Source organism: Delftia sp. CH05 (assembly GCF_009827015.1).
In the GTDB taxonomy this organism is placed as follows: domain Bacteria; phylum Pseudomonadota; class Gammaproteobacteria; order Burkholderiales; family Burkholderiaceae_C; genus Comamonas; species Comamonas tsuruhatensis.
In genome coordinates, this window is sequence record NZ_WUMG01000008.1 from 47,697 (window position 1) to 61,844 (window position 14,148).

The 14,148-nt window shown below is 68.5% G+C and carries 14 protein-coding genes; 8 read left to right on the forward strand and 6 right to left on the reverse strand.

Annotated elements, in window-relative coordinates; genetic code table 11:
• Positions 1-13 precede the first annotated feature (13 nt).
• The 6 genes from GRX31_RS09200 to GRX31_RS09225 all read right to left on the reverse strand — a co-directional run bounded on the left by GRX31_RS09200 (position 14) and on the right by GRX31_RS09225 (position 4,834).
• The gene (locus GRX31_RS09200; RefSeq protein ID WP_160852310.1) at positions 14-1,789 is read right to left on the reverse strand and encodes an MFS transporter; all 1,776 of its coding nucleotides are present in this window, start codon (positions 1,787-1,789) and stop codon (positions 14-16) included.
• A 1-nt stretch (position 1,790) separates the two neighbouring features.
• Positions 1,791-2,339, reverse strand: a complete 549-nt coding sequence (locus tag GRX31_RS09205; protein ID WP_016446240.1) for a TetR/AcrR family transcriptional regulator — start codon at positions 2,337-2,339, stop codon at positions 1,791-1,793.
• Between the two features lie 104 nt (positions 2,340-2,443).
• Positions 2,444-3,361, reverse strand: a complete 918-nt coding sequence (locus GRX31_RS09210) for a pseudouridine synthase (RefSeq protein ID WP_160852312.1) — start codon at positions 3,359-3,361, stop codon at positions 2,444-2,446.
• A 12-nt stretch (positions 3,362-3,373) separates the two neighbouring features.
• A complete protein-coding gene (locus GRX31_RS09215) occupies positions 3,374-3,790 on the reverse strand; it encodes a putative toxin-antitoxin system toxin component, PIN family (protein ID WP_160852314.1) in 417 nt (138 codons plus the stop codon).
• Positions 3,787-4,014 carry an AbrB/MazE/SpoVT family DNA-binding domain-containing protein gene (locus tag GRX31_RS09220; protein WP_016451595.1) on the reverse strand — a complete coding sequence of 76 codons (228 nt, stop codon included), beginning with the start codon at positions 4,012-4,014 and terminating at the stop codon, positions 3,787-3,789. Before GRX31_RS09220 ends, GRX31_RS09215 begins: the two co-directional genes overlap by 4 nt.
• 64 nt (positions 4,015-4,078) lie before the next feature.
• The gene (locus GRX31_RS09225; RefSeq protein ID WP_160852316.1) at positions 4,079-4,834 is read right to left on the reverse strand and encodes a GntR family transcriptional regulator; all 756 of its coding nucleotides are present in this window, start codon (positions 4,832-4,834) and stop codon (positions 4,079-4,081) included.
• Positions 4,835-4,972: 138 nt separating this feature from the next.
• On the opposite strand from GRX31_RS09225, the gene GRX31_RS09230 reads away from it, so the two are divergent.
• The 8 genes from GRX31_RS09230 to tsaA all read left to right on the forward strand — a co-directional run bounded on the left by GRX31_RS09230 (position 4,973) and on the right by tsaA (position 14,126).
• Positions 4,973-5,767: an SDR family oxidoreductase gene (locus tag GRX31_RS09230; RefSeq protein WP_047327423.1), complete on the forward strand. Its 795-nt coding sequence runs from the start codon at positions 4,973-4,975 to the stop codon at positions 5,765-5,767.
• A 68-nt stretch (positions 5,768-5,835) separates the two neighbouring features.
• Positions 5,836-6,768 (forward strand): 3-keto-5-aminohexanoate cleavage protein, encoded by a 933-nt coding sequence (locus GRX31_RS09235; protein WP_017403843.1) that lies wholly within the window; start codon positions 5,836-5,838, stop codon positions 6,766-6,768.
• A 46-nt stretch (positions 6,769-6,814) separates the two neighbouring features.
• Positions 6,815-7,693, forward strand: a complete 879-nt coding sequence (locus GRX31_RS09240) for an SMP-30/gluconolactonase/LRE family protein (protein WP_160852318.1) — start codon at positions 6,815-6,817, stop codon at positions 7,691-7,693.
• Positions 7,694-7,814: 121 nt separating this feature from the next.
• Positions 7,815-9,134 carry an MFS transporter gene (locus tag GRX31_RS09245; RefSeq protein ID WP_160852320.1) on the forward strand — a complete coding sequence of 440 codons (1,320 nt, stop codon included), beginning with the start codon at positions 7,815-7,817 and terminating at the stop codon, positions 9,132-9,134.
• Between the two features lie 37 nt (positions 9,135-9,171).
• Complete coding sequence (locus GRX31_RS09250; protein ID WP_160852322.1) at positions 9,172-10,518, forward strand: MFS transporter; 1,347 nt, start codon at positions 9,172-9,174, stop codon at positions 10,516-10,518.
• A gap of 147 nt (positions 10,519-10,665) precedes the next feature.
• Entirely contained in the window at positions 10,666-12,930 is a 2,265-nt protein-coding gene (locus GRX31_RS09255) for an AsmA family protein (RefSeq protein WP_160852324.1), read from the forward strand.
• Between the two features lie 339 nt (positions 12,931-13,269).
• Complete coding sequence (locus tag GRX31_RS09260) at positions 13,270-13,635, forward strand: winged helix-turn-helix domain-containing protein (protein WP_016446251.1); 366 nt, start codon at positions 13,270-13,272, stop codon at positions 13,633-13,635.
• The gene (gene tsaA, locus GRX31_RS09265) at positions 13,632-14,126 is read left to right on the forward strand and encodes a tRNA (N6-threonylcarbamoyladenosine(37)-N6)-methyltransferase TrmO (protein ID WP_016451588.1); all 495 of its coding nucleotides are present in this window, start codon (positions 13,632-13,634) and stop codon (positions 14,124-14,126) included. The genes GRX31_RS09260 and tsaA overlap by 4 nt, the downstream gene beginning before the upstream one ends.
• The last annotated feature ends 22 nt before the right edge of the window (positions 14,127-14,148 follow it).

Sequence of the window (14,148 nt, forward strand, 5' to 3'; positions counted from 1 at the left end):
TGGGCGAACGGTTTCAGGCGCGGGCGACGGGTTGGGTAGGCGGCTGGCCCGGCGCGTCCTGCGGCGCGGCGGCATCGGTGCCGCGCATGGCCGAGGCATCGGCAGCGGCGGCGCGCATGCGCTCCACGAAGGCGCGCTGGCGTGCGCGGCCGGCCAGGGCCAGCATCCACAGCAGGTAGAGCACGGCCACGCCGGCCGTGAGGGCGAACACGTCGTTGTAGGCGCGCACATTGGCCTCGCGGCGTGCGGCCTGCGCCAGCTGGGCCGTGCCCTGGGCCGCACGCAGGGCCGGGTCGGCGATGACGCGGGCCAGGCTTTGCTGCTGCAGGCGCAGGCGGTCGGCCACGATGGGGTCGGTGGGATCGACGTCGGCCACGATGGCGGCCGAATACACCTGCTCGCGGTGCATCTGATAGGTGCTCAGCAGGGCCGAGCCCATGAGCGCGCCCATGGCCTGCGTCATGGAGATGGTGACGATGGCCGTCAGCATGTAGTGCGCGCCGAACTTCAGGCCCTGCACCACGCCGATCAGCATCAGCGGCCCCATGAACAGGCCCGCGCCCACGGCCATGAGGAACTGGCTGCCGAAGAAGTCCTCGGGCCGGGCCAGGCTGGTGCGGCTGTGGTCCAGCCAGGCCGCCAGCGCGAACAGCACGATGGAGCCCACGATCTGCTTGCCCATGTTCTCCAGCCCGAAGGTCAGCGCCGACACGGCAATGCCTGCGATGGTGCCCAGCAGGATGACGATGAACAGCGGCTGCATCTGGTCCACCGTCATGCCCAGCATGCGCTGCATGCCGATCACGCCATAGGTCTGCTCGGTGGTCAGAAAGCGCAGCAGCAGCGCACCGATCACGAAGCGCACCGTGGGCGCCAGCACGAACCAGCGCGTCTGCAGCATGGGGTTGCGGCGGTGGTGCTCGATGTAGAGCGCCACGCTCAGCAGGACGATGGAGCCGATCAGCATCCAGGCCAGCCAGGGCGTGTCCAGCCACCAGTGGTTGTAGCCCTGCACCAGCACGGAGATCAGCAGGCCCACGCCGGGCACCATGAGGAAGAAGGTCAGGAAGTCCAGCCGCTCGAAGCTGCGGATATGCACGCCCGGCGGCAGCTTGAGCACCACCACGCCCGCGAACGAGATCAGGGCCAGGCCGGCCTCAAACAGATAGAGGTTGTGCCACTCGCTGTTGAACAGCAGGCCCGGCGACAGGATCCAGGCCAGCGGCGTGGCGATCTGCCCCAGCCCCAAGCCGATCACCAGCATCTTGAGCACATGCTTGCGCGGCGCGGCCTGCAGCATGTAGAGCGTGCCCAGCGTGCTGCAGGTGGCGCCCGCCAGGCCGCTGGCCGCGCGCAGCATGAGCAGGCTGGTGTAGCTGCCCAGCACCAGGTGCAGCAGCGTCAGCAGCGCATACAGGCCCAGGCCGATCTCGGCGAACAGCCGCATGCCGAACTGCTGGCGGAACTTGTAGACCAGCAGGTTGGCCGTCATGTTGAGCATGACGTAGGCGCCTGTCAGCCAGGCGGCCTCGGAAGACGTCAGCCCCATCTGCCCCTGGATGGTGGGCAGGTTGGCCGTGAACAGTGCATTGCCCAGGCCACCCGTCAGCGCCACCAGCACGGCGATCAGGCCATAGGCGGCGCGCACGGCCGGCTGGTGCAGCGGCATGGACGGCGAGCCCGGCAGGCTGGGCTTTTCATGCTCTTCCCAGTCCGGCGGGGGCTTGAGGTAGACGACGGGGGGCGACGGGGGCAGCACGGGCCCCGGTGGAGTGGGTGTGGTGGCCATGTCAGGCCTTCAGGCCTTGCCAGACGATCTGCAGCGCCTTGCGCGCCAGGGTGCGGCGCTGCTGCGGCGTCTCGCCGCGCAGCGAGGCGCCCAGCATGCCGAAGACCAGGGACAGCTCGGCCTGCGTCAGCGGCTGGCGGCAATGGCCACAGGCCACGGCCCGGTCCATGGCCGGCCGAAAGATCTGCCACATGGCAACGCGGGCCTGGGCGATGACCTCGTCGCCGCGCTCCACGGTGCGCCAGTAATCGGTGATGGGGGCCGAGACCGCAATGCGCTCGGCCAGGCGCGACAGCAGCTTGTAGAAGGCATCGTCGTCCTCGGCCATGGCTTCGGCCGCGCTGCGCATGCTGTCCAGCGAACGCTCCAGCAGCGCCAGCATCAGCGCACGCCGGTCAGGAAACTGCCGGTACAGCGTGGCGCGGCCGACCTCGGCGCGCTCGACCACCAGGTCCAGCGGCGCGGTCACGCCATGCTCGGAAAACACGGCATCGGCCGCGTCCAGCAGCTGGGCGCGGCGGATATCGGCACTGGGTCTTTTGGAAGTCATGCGGACAATTATCGGACAAAGTTGTCCGTTAAATGTCCGCAACCGGCCTATCCCATGGCGGGGCCATGGGCAAAAAACCAACGGTTTCCGGCAGTGGAAAGCCTCTACAGGTCGGTCAGCGGCAGCAGCTGGCGGCGGCTGTCAAAGCGCCGCGACTGGCCGTCCAGAGGATCGGTGAAGGCCAGGCTGCGCGCCAGCAGCTGCAGTGGGCGCGAGTAGTCGCCCTCGGGCAAGTCATGCACTTCGGGATAGAAGCCGTCGCCCCACAGCGGCAGGCCCAGGGCGGCCATGTGCACGCGCAGCTGGTGGCGCTTGCCGCTTTCGGGCTCCAGCCGGTAGCGCGCCCAGAGGCCGCGCTGCTCCAGCACCTGCATGTGGGTGCGGGTGTTGGGCGTGCCGGCCACCTCGTGCATGCGAAAGAAATGGCCGCTTTCCTCCATGCGGCTTTCATGCGTGCGCGGGAAAACCACGTCCTCGCGCCAGGGGGCCACGGCCTCGTAGGTTTTGTGTATGGCGCGGTCGCGGAACAGCGCCTGGTAGATGCCGCGCGTGGCGCGCTGCACCGAAAACACCACCAGCCCCGCCGTGTCGCGGTCGATGCGGTGGATGGGCGACAGCTCGGGCAGGTCGAACTCGCGCTTGAGCCGCACCAGCAGCGTCTGCTGCAGGTACCTGCCGGCCGGCACCACGGGCAGGAAATGCGGCTTGTCGGCCACCAGCAGATGCGCGTCGCGGTGGATGACCTCGGCCTCGAAGGGGATGGGCGGCTCGGCCTGCAGCTCGCGGTAGTAGTAGTAGCGCAGGCCCGGCGCAAACGCCGTGCCTGCATGGGCGGCACGGCCGTGCTCGTCCACCACCTCTTCCTGCGCCATGCGCCGCAGCCAGTCCTCGCGCGCCACGGCCGGCAGGCGCTCGGCCAGAAAATCGATCAGCAACCCGCCGCCCTGGCTGGGCAGCACCACGCAGCTGGGGCTGACGCCGTCGCGTATGGGAAGAACCTTGGGGTCGTGGGCGTTGTGCATGTGTTTCAGCCCTCAGAGCGCCTGCCGCGCAGCCCATTCATCGGGCGTCACGATCAGGCCGGGAAACTCGTCGCGCAGTGCCAGAAGATCGCCATCACCCGTGATGAGCGCCTGGGCCCGGCCCACATGCGCCAGCACCAGGAACACCTGGTCCTTGTCGTCCCGGCACAGCGGCAATGCAGGCCAGGGCTGCGACAGTGTGACGACATCGGCCCAGGGCAGGAAATCCTCCAGCAAGGCCTGTTGCTCGGCCGTTGACAGCTTGAACTTCGGATAGGCGAGCACACGCAGCAATTCGCTGGCCGTTTCCCTGCAGACCAGGGGCTTCAACTGCTGGTGCTGCCAGGCCCGGCGTATCCACGCAAAACGGCCGGACGTGAACAGCAATGCCGAGAGCACGACGTTGGTGTCCAGGACGACACGCATCATTTGCGCGCCCAGGAGGTCGCCTCCTGCACATCCTCTTCGGTGATGCCCATCTGCTGCAGCTTGTCGCGGACGGCCTGTGCGCGCTGGACGCGCTGCACGTGCACGGGCGTGAGCACGATGCGGCCGTTTTCCACGGCCACCTCGAAATACTCGGTGGCCTCCACCTCGGACACCACGGCCTTGGGCAGGGTGATCTGGTTCTTCGACGTCAATTTGGCAAGCATGGCCGGCTCCTGCAAATCAGAGAAAACACGGAAATCTTACTTCCTTACTTCATTCCTCTGCGGCTCACCGGCTTTCTTCGCCTGGCGAGGCGGGGCCGTTCAGTCCACTCACGCCGTTCAACCCGCTGTCCGCCGTCACCAGCACGCCCGCCGAAACAATGTAGTCGGCCGCGCTTTCGATGTCGCCGCGCAGCGCCTCCTTGGCGGCGGGCGCATCGCCGCGCCGCAGGGCCTCGACCAGGCGCGCATGGTGGCCGACCGCCACCTGTTCGCTCACGCGGCGCGAGCCCGAGCGCATGTCGTGGTTGAGGATGGGGCCTATGCGCAGCCACAGCGCCTCGATCATCTGCAGCAGCATGGGCATGCCGGCCGCGCTGTAGACGGCGAAGTGGAAATCCTTGTTGAAGGCGATGAGCCGCGCGCCGTCCGGCGAGGCACTGGCCATCTCGGCCGCAAAGCGGTCCTGCAGTGCGGCGATGCGTTCCAGCCCGGCGGCCGGCAGTTGCCGGGCCGCCTGCTCCGTGGCCAGGCCTTCGAGGTTGACGCGGATGCGGGTGATCTCGCGGAAGGCGCTTTCCGTCATCAAGGGCACGCGCAGCGCGCGGTTGGGCGTGAGTTCCAGCGCCTGCTCGGCCACCAGCCGGTGCACGGCCTCGCGCACGGGCATGACGCTGACGCCCAGCGCGCTGGCCGTGGTGCGCAGCGAGATCTGCTCGCCCGGAATCATCTGGCCCGTGATCAGCAATTCCCTGAGCTGTGCATAGACATCGCTGCTGAGGGTCTGCCGTTTGAGTGGGGTGACTAGTTCGTTGATGGCCATGGCGGCGATGGTAGCGCGGCGCCGCCGCTGTCATGCCTCATAGGGTATTCACCATATTTGATCTGTGATCACAGATACAAAATCCAAACCCAACCCGAATCCCTTTCACCTTTGTTTGAGTTCCCAAGGAGTCCCCGCATGTGGAAAAACGATCTTCTGGCCGGCCAGCGCGTCCTGGTGACGGCGGGCGCCGCCGGAATCGGCCTGGAAATCAGCCGCGCCTTTGCCGAGGCCGGCGCGCGCGTCATGGTCTGTGACGTGGCCCAGGCCAGCCTGGATGCGCTGGCTGCCGCCCTGCCCGGCGCCAGCGGCCGTCTTGCCGATGTGTCGGATGCCTTGCAGGTGCAGGCCCTGTTCAAGGCCGTGGACAACGAGTTGGGCGGCCTGGACATCCTCGTCAACAACGCCGGGGTGGCCGGCCCCACGGGCGCGGTGGAGACGCTGGAGCTGGCCGACTGGCAGCGCACGCTGGATGTGAACATCACCGGCGCCTTCCTGTGCACGCGGCTGGCCGTGCCCCGGCTTCGGCAATCGGCACGCGAGGGCCGGCAGGCGGCCATCGTCAACCTGTCTTCGGCGGCAGGCCACCTGGGCATGCCGGGCCGCTCGGCCTATTCGGCGTCCAAGTGGGCGGTGATCGGCCTGACCAAGTCGCTGGCGCTGGAGCTGGGCGCCGACGGCATCCGGGTGAACGCCATCCTGCCGGGCGCCGTGGACGGCCCGCGCATCCGCGATGTGATTGCCGCCAAGGCGCAGGCGCGCGGCCTGCCGCTGGAAGACGTCACGCGCAGCTACACGCACCAGGCCGCGCTGGGCCGCATGGCCACGGCGCGCGACATTGCCAACATGGCCGTGTTTGCCGCCAGCCCGCTGGCCGGCCATGTCACGGGCCAGGAACTGGCCGTCGATGGCCTGACCCAGGCGCTGAGCTGAGCGCCCTCTCCTCGTCCTCCCCCCACCTCTACTCCTCTCGCCTTTTTCACCGTTCGCAAGGACCTTCCATGGCCACCCGCACCAAAGCCATCATCACCTGCGCGCCCACGGGCGCCATCCACACGCCCAGCATGTCGCCCCACCTGCCGGTGACGGCCGAGCAGATTGCCCGCGCCGCCATCGATGCCGCCGAGGCCGGCGCCGCCATCGTGCACCTGCATGCCCGTGATCCCCGCGACGGACGCCCTTCGCAGGACCCTGAGCTGTTCCGCCCCTTTCTCAAGGCGATCCGTGCCGAGTGCGATGCCATCGTCAACATCACCACGGGCGGCAGCCCGCACATGACGGTGCCAGAGCGCATGCGGCCCGTGACCGAGTTCCAGCCCGAGCTGGCCTCGCTGAACATGGGCTCGATGAACTTCGGCCTGTTCCCCATGCTGGAGCGCTTCCCGAACCTGGAACACGCCTGGGAGCGCGAGCACCTGGAAAACAGCCGCAACCTGGTCTTCAAGAACACCTTTGCCGATATCGAAGGCATCCTGCGCCTGGGCCAGGCCCAGGGCACGCGCTTCGAGTTCGAGTGCTACGACATCAGCCACCTGCACAACCTGGCGCATTTCGTGGACCGGGGGCTGGTGCAGGGGCCCGTGTTCGTGCAGTCGGTGTTCGGCATCCTGGGCGGCATCGGCGGCCACCCGGAGGACCTGATGCACATGCGGCGCACGGCCGACCGCCTGCTGGGCAGCAACTACCAGTGGTCCATCCTGGGCGCCGGGCGCAACCAGCTGCCGCTGGCCACCATGGGCGCGGCCATGGGCTCGCATGTGCGCGTGGGGCTGGAAGACTCTCTCTGGATAGGCCCGGGCCAGCTGGCCACCTCCAGCGCCGAGCAGGTGCGCCGCATCCGCACCGTGCTCGAGGCCCTGAATGTCGACGTCGCCACGCCTGACGAGGCGCGCAGCATGCTGGGCCTCAAGGGTGCGGCCAACGTGGCCTTCTGAACCGCCTTCCCGGGCCAGCCCCCATGCCACCGAACAGGAGACTCCCATGCAGATCGATATCGTCGCCGACCTCAAGACCACGCTGGGCGAAGGCCCGCTGTGGGACGTCGGGCAGCAGCGCCTGTACTGGATAGACAGCTTCGACGGCCGCATCTTCCGCTGCACGGCCGACGGGCGGGAACTGCGCGCCTGGGAAGTCGGCCAGAAGATTGGCTCCATGGCACTGCGCCGCGACGGCCGCTCGGCCCTGGTGGCGCTGCACGGCGGCGTGCACACGCTGGACCTGGAAAGCGGCGAGCTGGAGCTGGTCGTCGCCCCCGAGTCCCACCTTCCCGGCAACCGGCTCAACGACGGCAAGGTGGACCGGCAGGGCCGCTTCGTCTTCGGCTCCATGGATACCCTGGAGGAGCAGCCTTCGGCACGGCTGTACCGGCTGGACACGGACCTGAGCCTGCATGTGCTGGACGAGGGCATCATCTGCTCGAACGGCCCGTGCTGGAGCCCGGACGGCACGACGCTCTATTTCTCGGACACGTGGAGCGGCGAGATCCGGGCCTACGACTACGACACGGCCACGGGCCATGCCAGCGGCCGCCGGACCTTTGCCCCGGTCGACACCAGCGATGGCGGCGCGGCCGACGGGGCCACGGTCGATGCCGAAGGCTGCCTGTGGCAGGCCCTGGTGTACGCGGGCCAGCTGGTGCGCTACACGCCGGACGGCCGGGTGGACCGGGTGATAGAGATGCCGGTGCGCAAGGTGACCAGCGTGATGTTCGGCGGGCCCGGGCTCGACACGCTGTACGTCACCTCCATGGGCAAGCCGCCGTTGCCGCGTTTCCCGGGCGACGGCCAGTCCCGTGGCGCGCTGTTTGCCGTCAAGGGGCTGGGCGTGCGTGGCCTGCCCGAGCAGCGCTTCGGCGCCTGAGCGCGGAGCCGGGCATGCAGGCCCGGAGCCTTCGCACCGCAACGCCGCCCGCCCCGCGAAGCGGCGCCTTCATCCACACAACAATGAAACGGCACCCACCGCTGGTGCCCGGGAGACCGCCATGGCCCAGGCCCCGCGCGCTTCGCTGCGCCAGATCCACCGCTATTCATGGGTATCCCTGCTGGTCTGCTGGCTGATCTGGGTACTGAATGCCTACGACCGCGAGATCGTGCTGCGGCTGGGGCCGACCATCTCCCGGCACTTCGGCCTGTCGGCCGACGAATGGGGCACGGTGGCCACCATCGTGATGCTGGCCCTGGCCGTGCTGGACATTCCCGGGGCGATCTGGAGCGACCGCTACGGCGCGGGCTGGAAGCGCGCACGCTTTCAGGTGCCCCTGGTGCTGGGCTATACGGCGCTGTCGTTCGCCTCGGGCTTCAAGGCGCTGAGCGGCAGTCTGGCGGGCTTCGTGGCGCTGCGCGTCGGCGTCAACCTGGGCGCCGGCTGGGGCGAGCCCGTGGGCGTGAGCAACACCGCCGAGTGGTGGCCGGTGGAGCGGCGCGGCTTCGCGCTGGGCGCCCACCACACGGGCTATCCAGTGGGCGCCATGCTCAGCGGCCTGGTCGCCGGCTTTGTGCTGTACGCCTTCGGCGAGGAGAACTGGCGCTATGTGTTCTTTGTCGCGCTGGTCGTCGCCATCCCGCTGATGTGGTTCTGGGCGCGCTACTCCACGCCGCAGAAGATGGAACTGCTGTATGCCGACATCGCCGCCCGGGGCATGACCCCGCCGCAGGCCAGCGTGGCGGCGCAGGTGGAAAAAGGCCAGGCCTGGCGCACCCTGCGCAGCACGCTGGCCAACCGCAGCATCGCCCTGACGGCTGGCAACACCCTGCTCACGCAGGTGGTCTACATGGGCATCAACATGGTGCTGCCCGCCTACCTCTACAACATCATGGGCCTGTCGCTGGCCGAATCGGCAGGCATGAGCGTGGTGTTCACGCTCACCGGCATCCTGGGCCAGCTGGTCTGGCCGGCTCTGTCGGACGTGATCGGGCGCCGCGTCACCCTGGTGATCTGCGGCCTGTGGATGGCCGCCAGCGTGGGCGCCTTCTACTTCGCCGACACCATGGCCCTGGTCGTGGTGATGCAGCTGCTGTTCGGCCTGGTCGCCAATGCGGTCTGGCCCATCTACTACGCGGTGGCCTCGGACTGCGCCCAGCCTGCGGCCACCTCCACGGCCAACGGAATCATCACCACCGCCATGTTCGTGGGCGGCGGCATCGCGCCCGTGCTGATGGGCAGCCTGATCTCCCTGGGCGGCGGCTGGACCAGCCCCGGCGGCTATGCCCTGTGCTTCCTGGTCATGGCCGGCTGCGCGCTGGGCGGCGTGGCCCTGCAGCTGGGCACGCGCGGCAACGCCGCCTCCACCGCCACCGCCTGACTCCGCTTTCATCCACCCATCTTTCCAAGGATTTGCCATGGTCCATCACCCATCGCCCTCCCCTGTTCACGCGCCGCCCGCATGGCCGCATCCTGCCGCCGGCGACAGGCAGTCGCTGCTCAACGCCCGCATCTTCCGCAGGCTGATGCCGCTGCTGGTGCTGTCCTATGTGATCAGCTTCATAGACCGCACCAACATCGCGCTGGCCAAGTCGCACATCGAGGTGGACCTGGGCATCTCGGCGGCCGCCTACGGCCTGGGCGCGGGGCTGTTCTTCCTGAGCTACGCCCTGCTGGAAGTGCCCAGCAACCTGATCATGCACAGGGTGGGCGCGCGGTTCTGGATCACCCGCATCATGGTGACCTGGGGCCTGCTGTCGGCCGGCATGGCCTTCATCACCGGAGAGACCTCGTTCTACGTGATGCGCGTGCTGCTGGGCGCGGCCGAGGCGGGGCTGTTCCCCGGCGTGATGCTGTACCTGACCTACTGGTTCGGCCGCGAGGAACGGGCCCGCGCCATCGGCTACTTCCTGCTGGGCGTGTGCATTGCCAACATCCTCAGCGGCCCCGTGGGCGGCGCGCTGCTGCAGATGGACGGCTTCCTGGGCTGGCACGGCTGGCAATGGATGTTCGTGATCGAGGGCCTGCCCGCCGTGGCCCTGGCCTGGGTGGTCTGGAAGAAGCTGCCCGACGGCCCGGCCAGCGCGCCCTGGCTGACGGCCGCCGAATCGCGCGAGGTACTGCAACGCCTGCAGGCCGAGCAGGACCAGCAGGCCAGCGCCGGCCAGGTGGGCCACTCGCTCCGGGACTGCCTGCGCGACCGCCAGATCTGGCTGGCCATCCTTGTCTACTTCTGCCACCAGATCAGCATCTACACCGTGATCTTCTTCCTGCCCGGCATCATCGGCACCTACGGCCAGCTCTCGCCGCTGCAGATCGGCACGCTCAACTCCGTGCCCTGGATCGCAGCGGCCATCGGTGCGGCCTGGCTGCCGCGCTTTGCCACCCACCCGCAGCGCTGCCGGCGCATGCTGCTGGCGGGCCTGGGCACCATGGCTGCAGGCCTGCTGCTGGCGGCGCTGGCGGGCAAGGCCTCGCCCGCGCTGGGGCTGCTGGGCTTCAGCCTCACGGCGCTGATGTTCTTCGTGGTGCAGTCCGTCGTCTTCCTGTTCCCGGCTTCGCGGCTGGCGGGTGCGGGGCTGGCGGGCGGCATTGCCCTGGTCAATACCTGCGGACTGGTGGGCGGCTTCATCGGCCCCACCGTGATGGGGATGATCGAACAGGCCACGGGCAGCACGCGCAACGGCCTGTTCATCATGGCGGGCCTGCTGGTGGTGGCCGCCCTGGCATCCACCCGGCTGCGCCAAGGCCAGGAGACACGGTGATGACAGCGCTTTTGCCGCGGCAGGCCGCGCTGTAGGCCAATCTCCTGTATGCGGGCCTGCCGGCTGCCCGCCAGCGCGTCCCGGACCTTGGCAAGCGGTTTTGCGGCGCTAGGATGGACCGAACTCCATTTAGCGGCCCCCTGCGCCATGACCGACACAGCGACCGACAGCTCCCCCACGCCGGCATCCAAGCCCACACCCCGCCCGCCGCGCCGCCGCTGGCTGCGCATCCTCGTGTGGATGGTCTCGGCCCTGGTGCTGCTGCTGGCGCTGGTCGTGGTCCTGATTGCCACCTATGACTGGAACCGCGCCAGGCCCTGGATCAATGAGCGGGTCAGTGAAAGCACCGGCCGGCATTTCGCGATTGAAGGCGACCTGCGGGTGCAATGGAACTGGCCCCAGCCGCTGGACCAGGGCTGGCGTCACTGGATTCCTGGCGTCACCGTCCAGGCCGAGCAGCTGACGCTGGGCCAGCCCGAAGGCTGGCAGGTGGAGCAGGAGCCGGCCAAGGGCAGTGGCGAGCTGCCTGCCCTGCCTGCGCCGCCCGACCAGTTGAACAAGGGCCGCCTGCCCGAGGAGAAAGCCAAGGAACAGCCCAGGGGAAAGGCGAAGGACAAGGACAAGGACAAGGACTCGCAGGCCAGCCCTTCCGCGCCCAGTATCGACAGCGACAGCATCGTCCTGGCCGACGAAAAAATGGCCCCTCCCCCGCGCGACGCCGCCACCATGGCCACGGCAGCCCGCGCCACGGCCAGCCTGCGGCTGTGGCCGCTGCTGGGCCGGCACGTGCTGCTGGACCATCTGCAGCTCGAAGGGCCTGACCTGGTCTTTGCACGGCGCAAGGACGGCAGCAACAACTGGACTTTCAAGCGCCCCGAGTCCACCGGTCCGCGCTGGCGCTTCCAAGTGACGCAATTGAGCCTGCGCGGCGGCCTGGTGGGCTGGAGCGATGGCGTGCGCCAGATGGCAGTGCGCGCACGCCTGGACAGCCTTGTACGGCCGCCCAGTCCAGACTTTCCGTATGGCATGCGCGTCGGCCTGACCGGCCGCATCGCCAAGGCCACGGTCGAGGCCCAGGGCCTCATCGGCCCCGTGCTGGACCTGCAAAGCGAGCAGGCACGCTTTCCGGTCAAGCTGTGGGCCCATGCGGGCAGCCTGCGCGCACGGGCCGAGGGCATTCTCGACAATCCCAGGGCACTCAAGGGCATGGACCTGCAGGTGCACCTGCGCGGCTCCAGCATGGCCGACCTGTTCCCACTGACCGGCCTGCTGCTGCCGCGCACACCGCCTTTCGACACCAACGGCCATCTGGTCGGCAGCCTGCAGCCCGGCCGCGCCGAGTGGGACTACGAAAACTTCGAGGGCCGCGTGGGCCAGAGCGATCTGCGCGGCTCGCTGCATTACGCATCCGGCAAGCCCCGGCCCAAGCTCAGCGGCGAGCTGGCATCGCGCAAGCTGCGCCTGGCCGACCTGGGGCCGGTGGTAGGAGCACCGTCCACCAGGCAGGACCAGAAAAGCCGGCAGGCGGCCAGCGGCAAGACCCTGCCCACGCAGCGCTTCGACACGAGCAAGTGGAATGCCATGGATATGGATGTGCACTTCCAGAGTGACCGCATCGAGCGTCCCCAGGCCCTGCCCATCGAGAACTTCAGCGTACATGCCGTCATGGACAACGGTGTGCTGCGCCTGGCGCCGCTGCGCTTCGGCATGGCCAAAGGCAAGCTGGACCTGCAGGCCATGGTGGACAGCGGCGCCAAGCCGCCCAAGGCCAACCTCCAGGGCAAGGTCCAGGGGCTGCAGCTGTCGGCCCTGTTCCCCGAGATCGAATTGATGAAGAAAAGCCTGGGCAGCATGGATGGCGCCATCGCCCTGGAGGGCCGAGGCCAGTCCATGGCCGAATGGCTGGGCACCAGCTCCGGCGACATGCGCCTGTATGTGCGCGACGGGCGCTTCAGCAAGCAACTGCTGGACCTGGCCGCGCTCAACCTGGGCAGCGTGGTGGTGACCAAGCTGTTCGGTGCCGACAAGGAAGTCCAGCTCAACTGCGCCGTGGCCGACCTGTCCGTGCAGAACGGCCTGGCACGCACGCGCAACGTCAAGTTGGCGACGCCGGAGGCGATCGTGGAGGCCACAGGCCAGATCAGCCTGGCGCAGGAGACCATGGATCTGCACATCAAGCCCGAATCGCTGAAGTGGAAGTTCTTCTCGCTGCGCACGCCCCTGTATGTGCGCGGCAGCTTCGCCAACCCCAAGGTGGGCGTGGAGCCCGGCCCGCTGCTGCTGCGTGCGGGCGCGGCCGTGGCCGCCGCCGTGGTGGCGCCCGCCGCCCTGGCCCTGGTGCCGCTGACGGTGCCGGCTGCCGAGGAAGATGCGCAATGCCAGCGCCTGCTGGCAGACGCCGGCAAGAAGTAGGAAGGCCTGCCCGGCCTTCACCTGCAGCGCACCCTGGGAACGCCACGAACGGCCGTCCCCAGGCGCTGGCCAGCAAGACCATGATCACCGCGCGCCTATGTGAGCCGGGGCTTGGGCCAGCGTGCAGTCTGGCAAGAGTGGCAACGCCGACCGTGCGAGCCATCAGTACCATGAGGGCCACAGCCGTTGCGAACGGCGGCGGCGCACAGTGCATATGACCCGCCCCGCTGTAGCAGGCCATGCATTGCGTATTTCCCCTTAGCCCCATCGCGGCGCAGACCGTTGATTTCGCTTAACCTTCGCCGTTAACCCGCTTTTGCCGTGCCCAGCCCTTCTCCCATGTCCTCCAAAGTCCAGTTCCGCCTGCGCGTATACAACGACAGCACCATTGCCATCGGACCCGGCAAGGTGCAGTTGCTCGAATCCATCGCCGAGGCGGGCTCCATCTCGGCCGCAGCCCGCTCGCTGGGCATGTCGTACCGGCGCGCCTGGGTGCTCGTGGACGAGATGAACCGCGCGCTGCAGACGCCGGCCGTCAACACCAGCGCAGGCGGCGCCCATGGCGGCGGCGCCTCGCTCACGGCCACGGGCGAGGCCATCGTCAGGCATTACCGCTCCATAGAAACCACGTCGCGCATGGCGGCTGCGGCCGATATCGCAGCGCTGACGCGCCTGCTCAATCCCCAGGGCACCGCCAGCGCATGAGCGATGCCGCCGCGCAAGCCATAGGCTGCCGCCCCATCGGCCATGTGCGCAGCCGCTTCACTGATCCGGTGGGCATGCCCATACAGACGGCAGGCGCCGCCGACGAGGCCGGCCGCGTGGAGCTGCTGCCCGAGTTCGAGGCCGGGCTGCGCGACATCGAAGGCTTTGACTACCTGATCCTCATCACCCACCTGCACCAGGCCGTGGAAAAGCTGGAAGTCGTGCCCTTCATGGACGACAGCAGCCACGGCGTGTTCGCCACGCGCGCCCCGGCGCGGCCCAACCGGCTGGGCCTGTCCATCGTGCGTCTGGTGCGGCGCGAAGGACTGCTGCTGCATTTCCTGGGCAACGACATGCTGGACGGCACGCCCGTGCTCGACATCAAGCCCTACGTGCCCAGGCTGGACGTGCGCCAGACCGAGCGCATAGGCTGGTTCGGCAAGCGTATCGACCAGATGCCGGACATCCGCGCCGACGCCCGCATGGCCTGAGCCTGCTTCGGCAGCCGCAGCA

Bases quoted from the DNA above. Each gene is read 5' to 3' on its own strand.
- GRX31_RS09230 (WP_047327423.1), top strand. From the start codon at position 4,973: ATGTGGAAAAACGATCTTCTGGCCGGCCAGCGCGTCCTGGTGACGGCG.
- GRX31_RS09250 (WP_160852322.1), top strand. From the start codon at position 9,172: ATGGTCCATCACCCATCGCCCTCCCCTGTTCACGCGCCGCCCGCATGG.
- GRX31_RS09245 (WP_160852320.1), top strand. From the start codon at position 7,815: ATGGCCCAGGCCCCGCGCGCTTCGCTGCGCCAGATCCACCGCTATTCA.
- GRX31_RS09220 (WP_016451595.1), bottom strand. From the start codon at position 4,014: ATGCTTGCCAAATTGACGTCGAAGAACCAGATCACCCTGCCCAAGGCC.
- tsaA (WP_016451588.1), top strand. From the start codon at position 13,632: ATGAGCGATGCCGCCGCGCAAGCCATAGGCTGCCGCCCCATCGGCCAT.
- GRX31_RS09240 (WP_160852318.1), top strand. From the start codon at position 6,815: ATGCAGATCGATATCGTCGCCGACCTCAAGACCACGCTGGGCGAAGGC.
- GRX31_RS09255 (WP_160852324.1), top strand. From the start codon at position 10,666: ATGACCGACACAGCGACCGACAGCTCCCCCACGCCGGCATCCAAGCCC.
- GRX31_RS09235 (WP_017403843.1), top strand. From the start codon at position 5,836: ATGGCCACCCGCACCAAAGCCATCATCACCTGCGCGCCCACGGGCGCC.
- GRX31_RS09225 (WP_160852316.1), bottom strand. From the start codon at position 4,834: ATGGCCATCAACGAACTAGTCACCCCACTCAAACGGCAGACCCTCAGC.
- GRX31_RS09200 (WP_160852310.1), bottom strand. From the start codon at position 1,789: ATGGCCACCACACCCACTCCACCGGGGCCCGTGCTGCCCCCGTCGCCC.
- GRX31_RS09215 (WP_160852314.1), bottom strand. From the start codon at position 3,790: ATGATGCGTGTCGTCCTGGACACCAACGTCGTGCTCTCGGCATTGCTG.
- GRX31_RS09260 (WP_016446251.1), top strand. From the start codon at position 13,270: ATGTCCTCCAAAGTCCAGTTCCGCCTGCGCGTATACAACGACAGCACC.
- GRX31_RS09210 (WP_160852312.1), bottom strand. From the start codon at position 3,361: ATGCACAACGCCCACGACCCCAAGGTTCTTCCCATACGCGACGGCGTC.
- GRX31_RS09205 (WP_016446240.1), bottom strand. From the start codon at position 2,339: ATGACTTCCAAAAGACCCAGTGCCGATATCCGCCGCGCCCAGCTGCTG.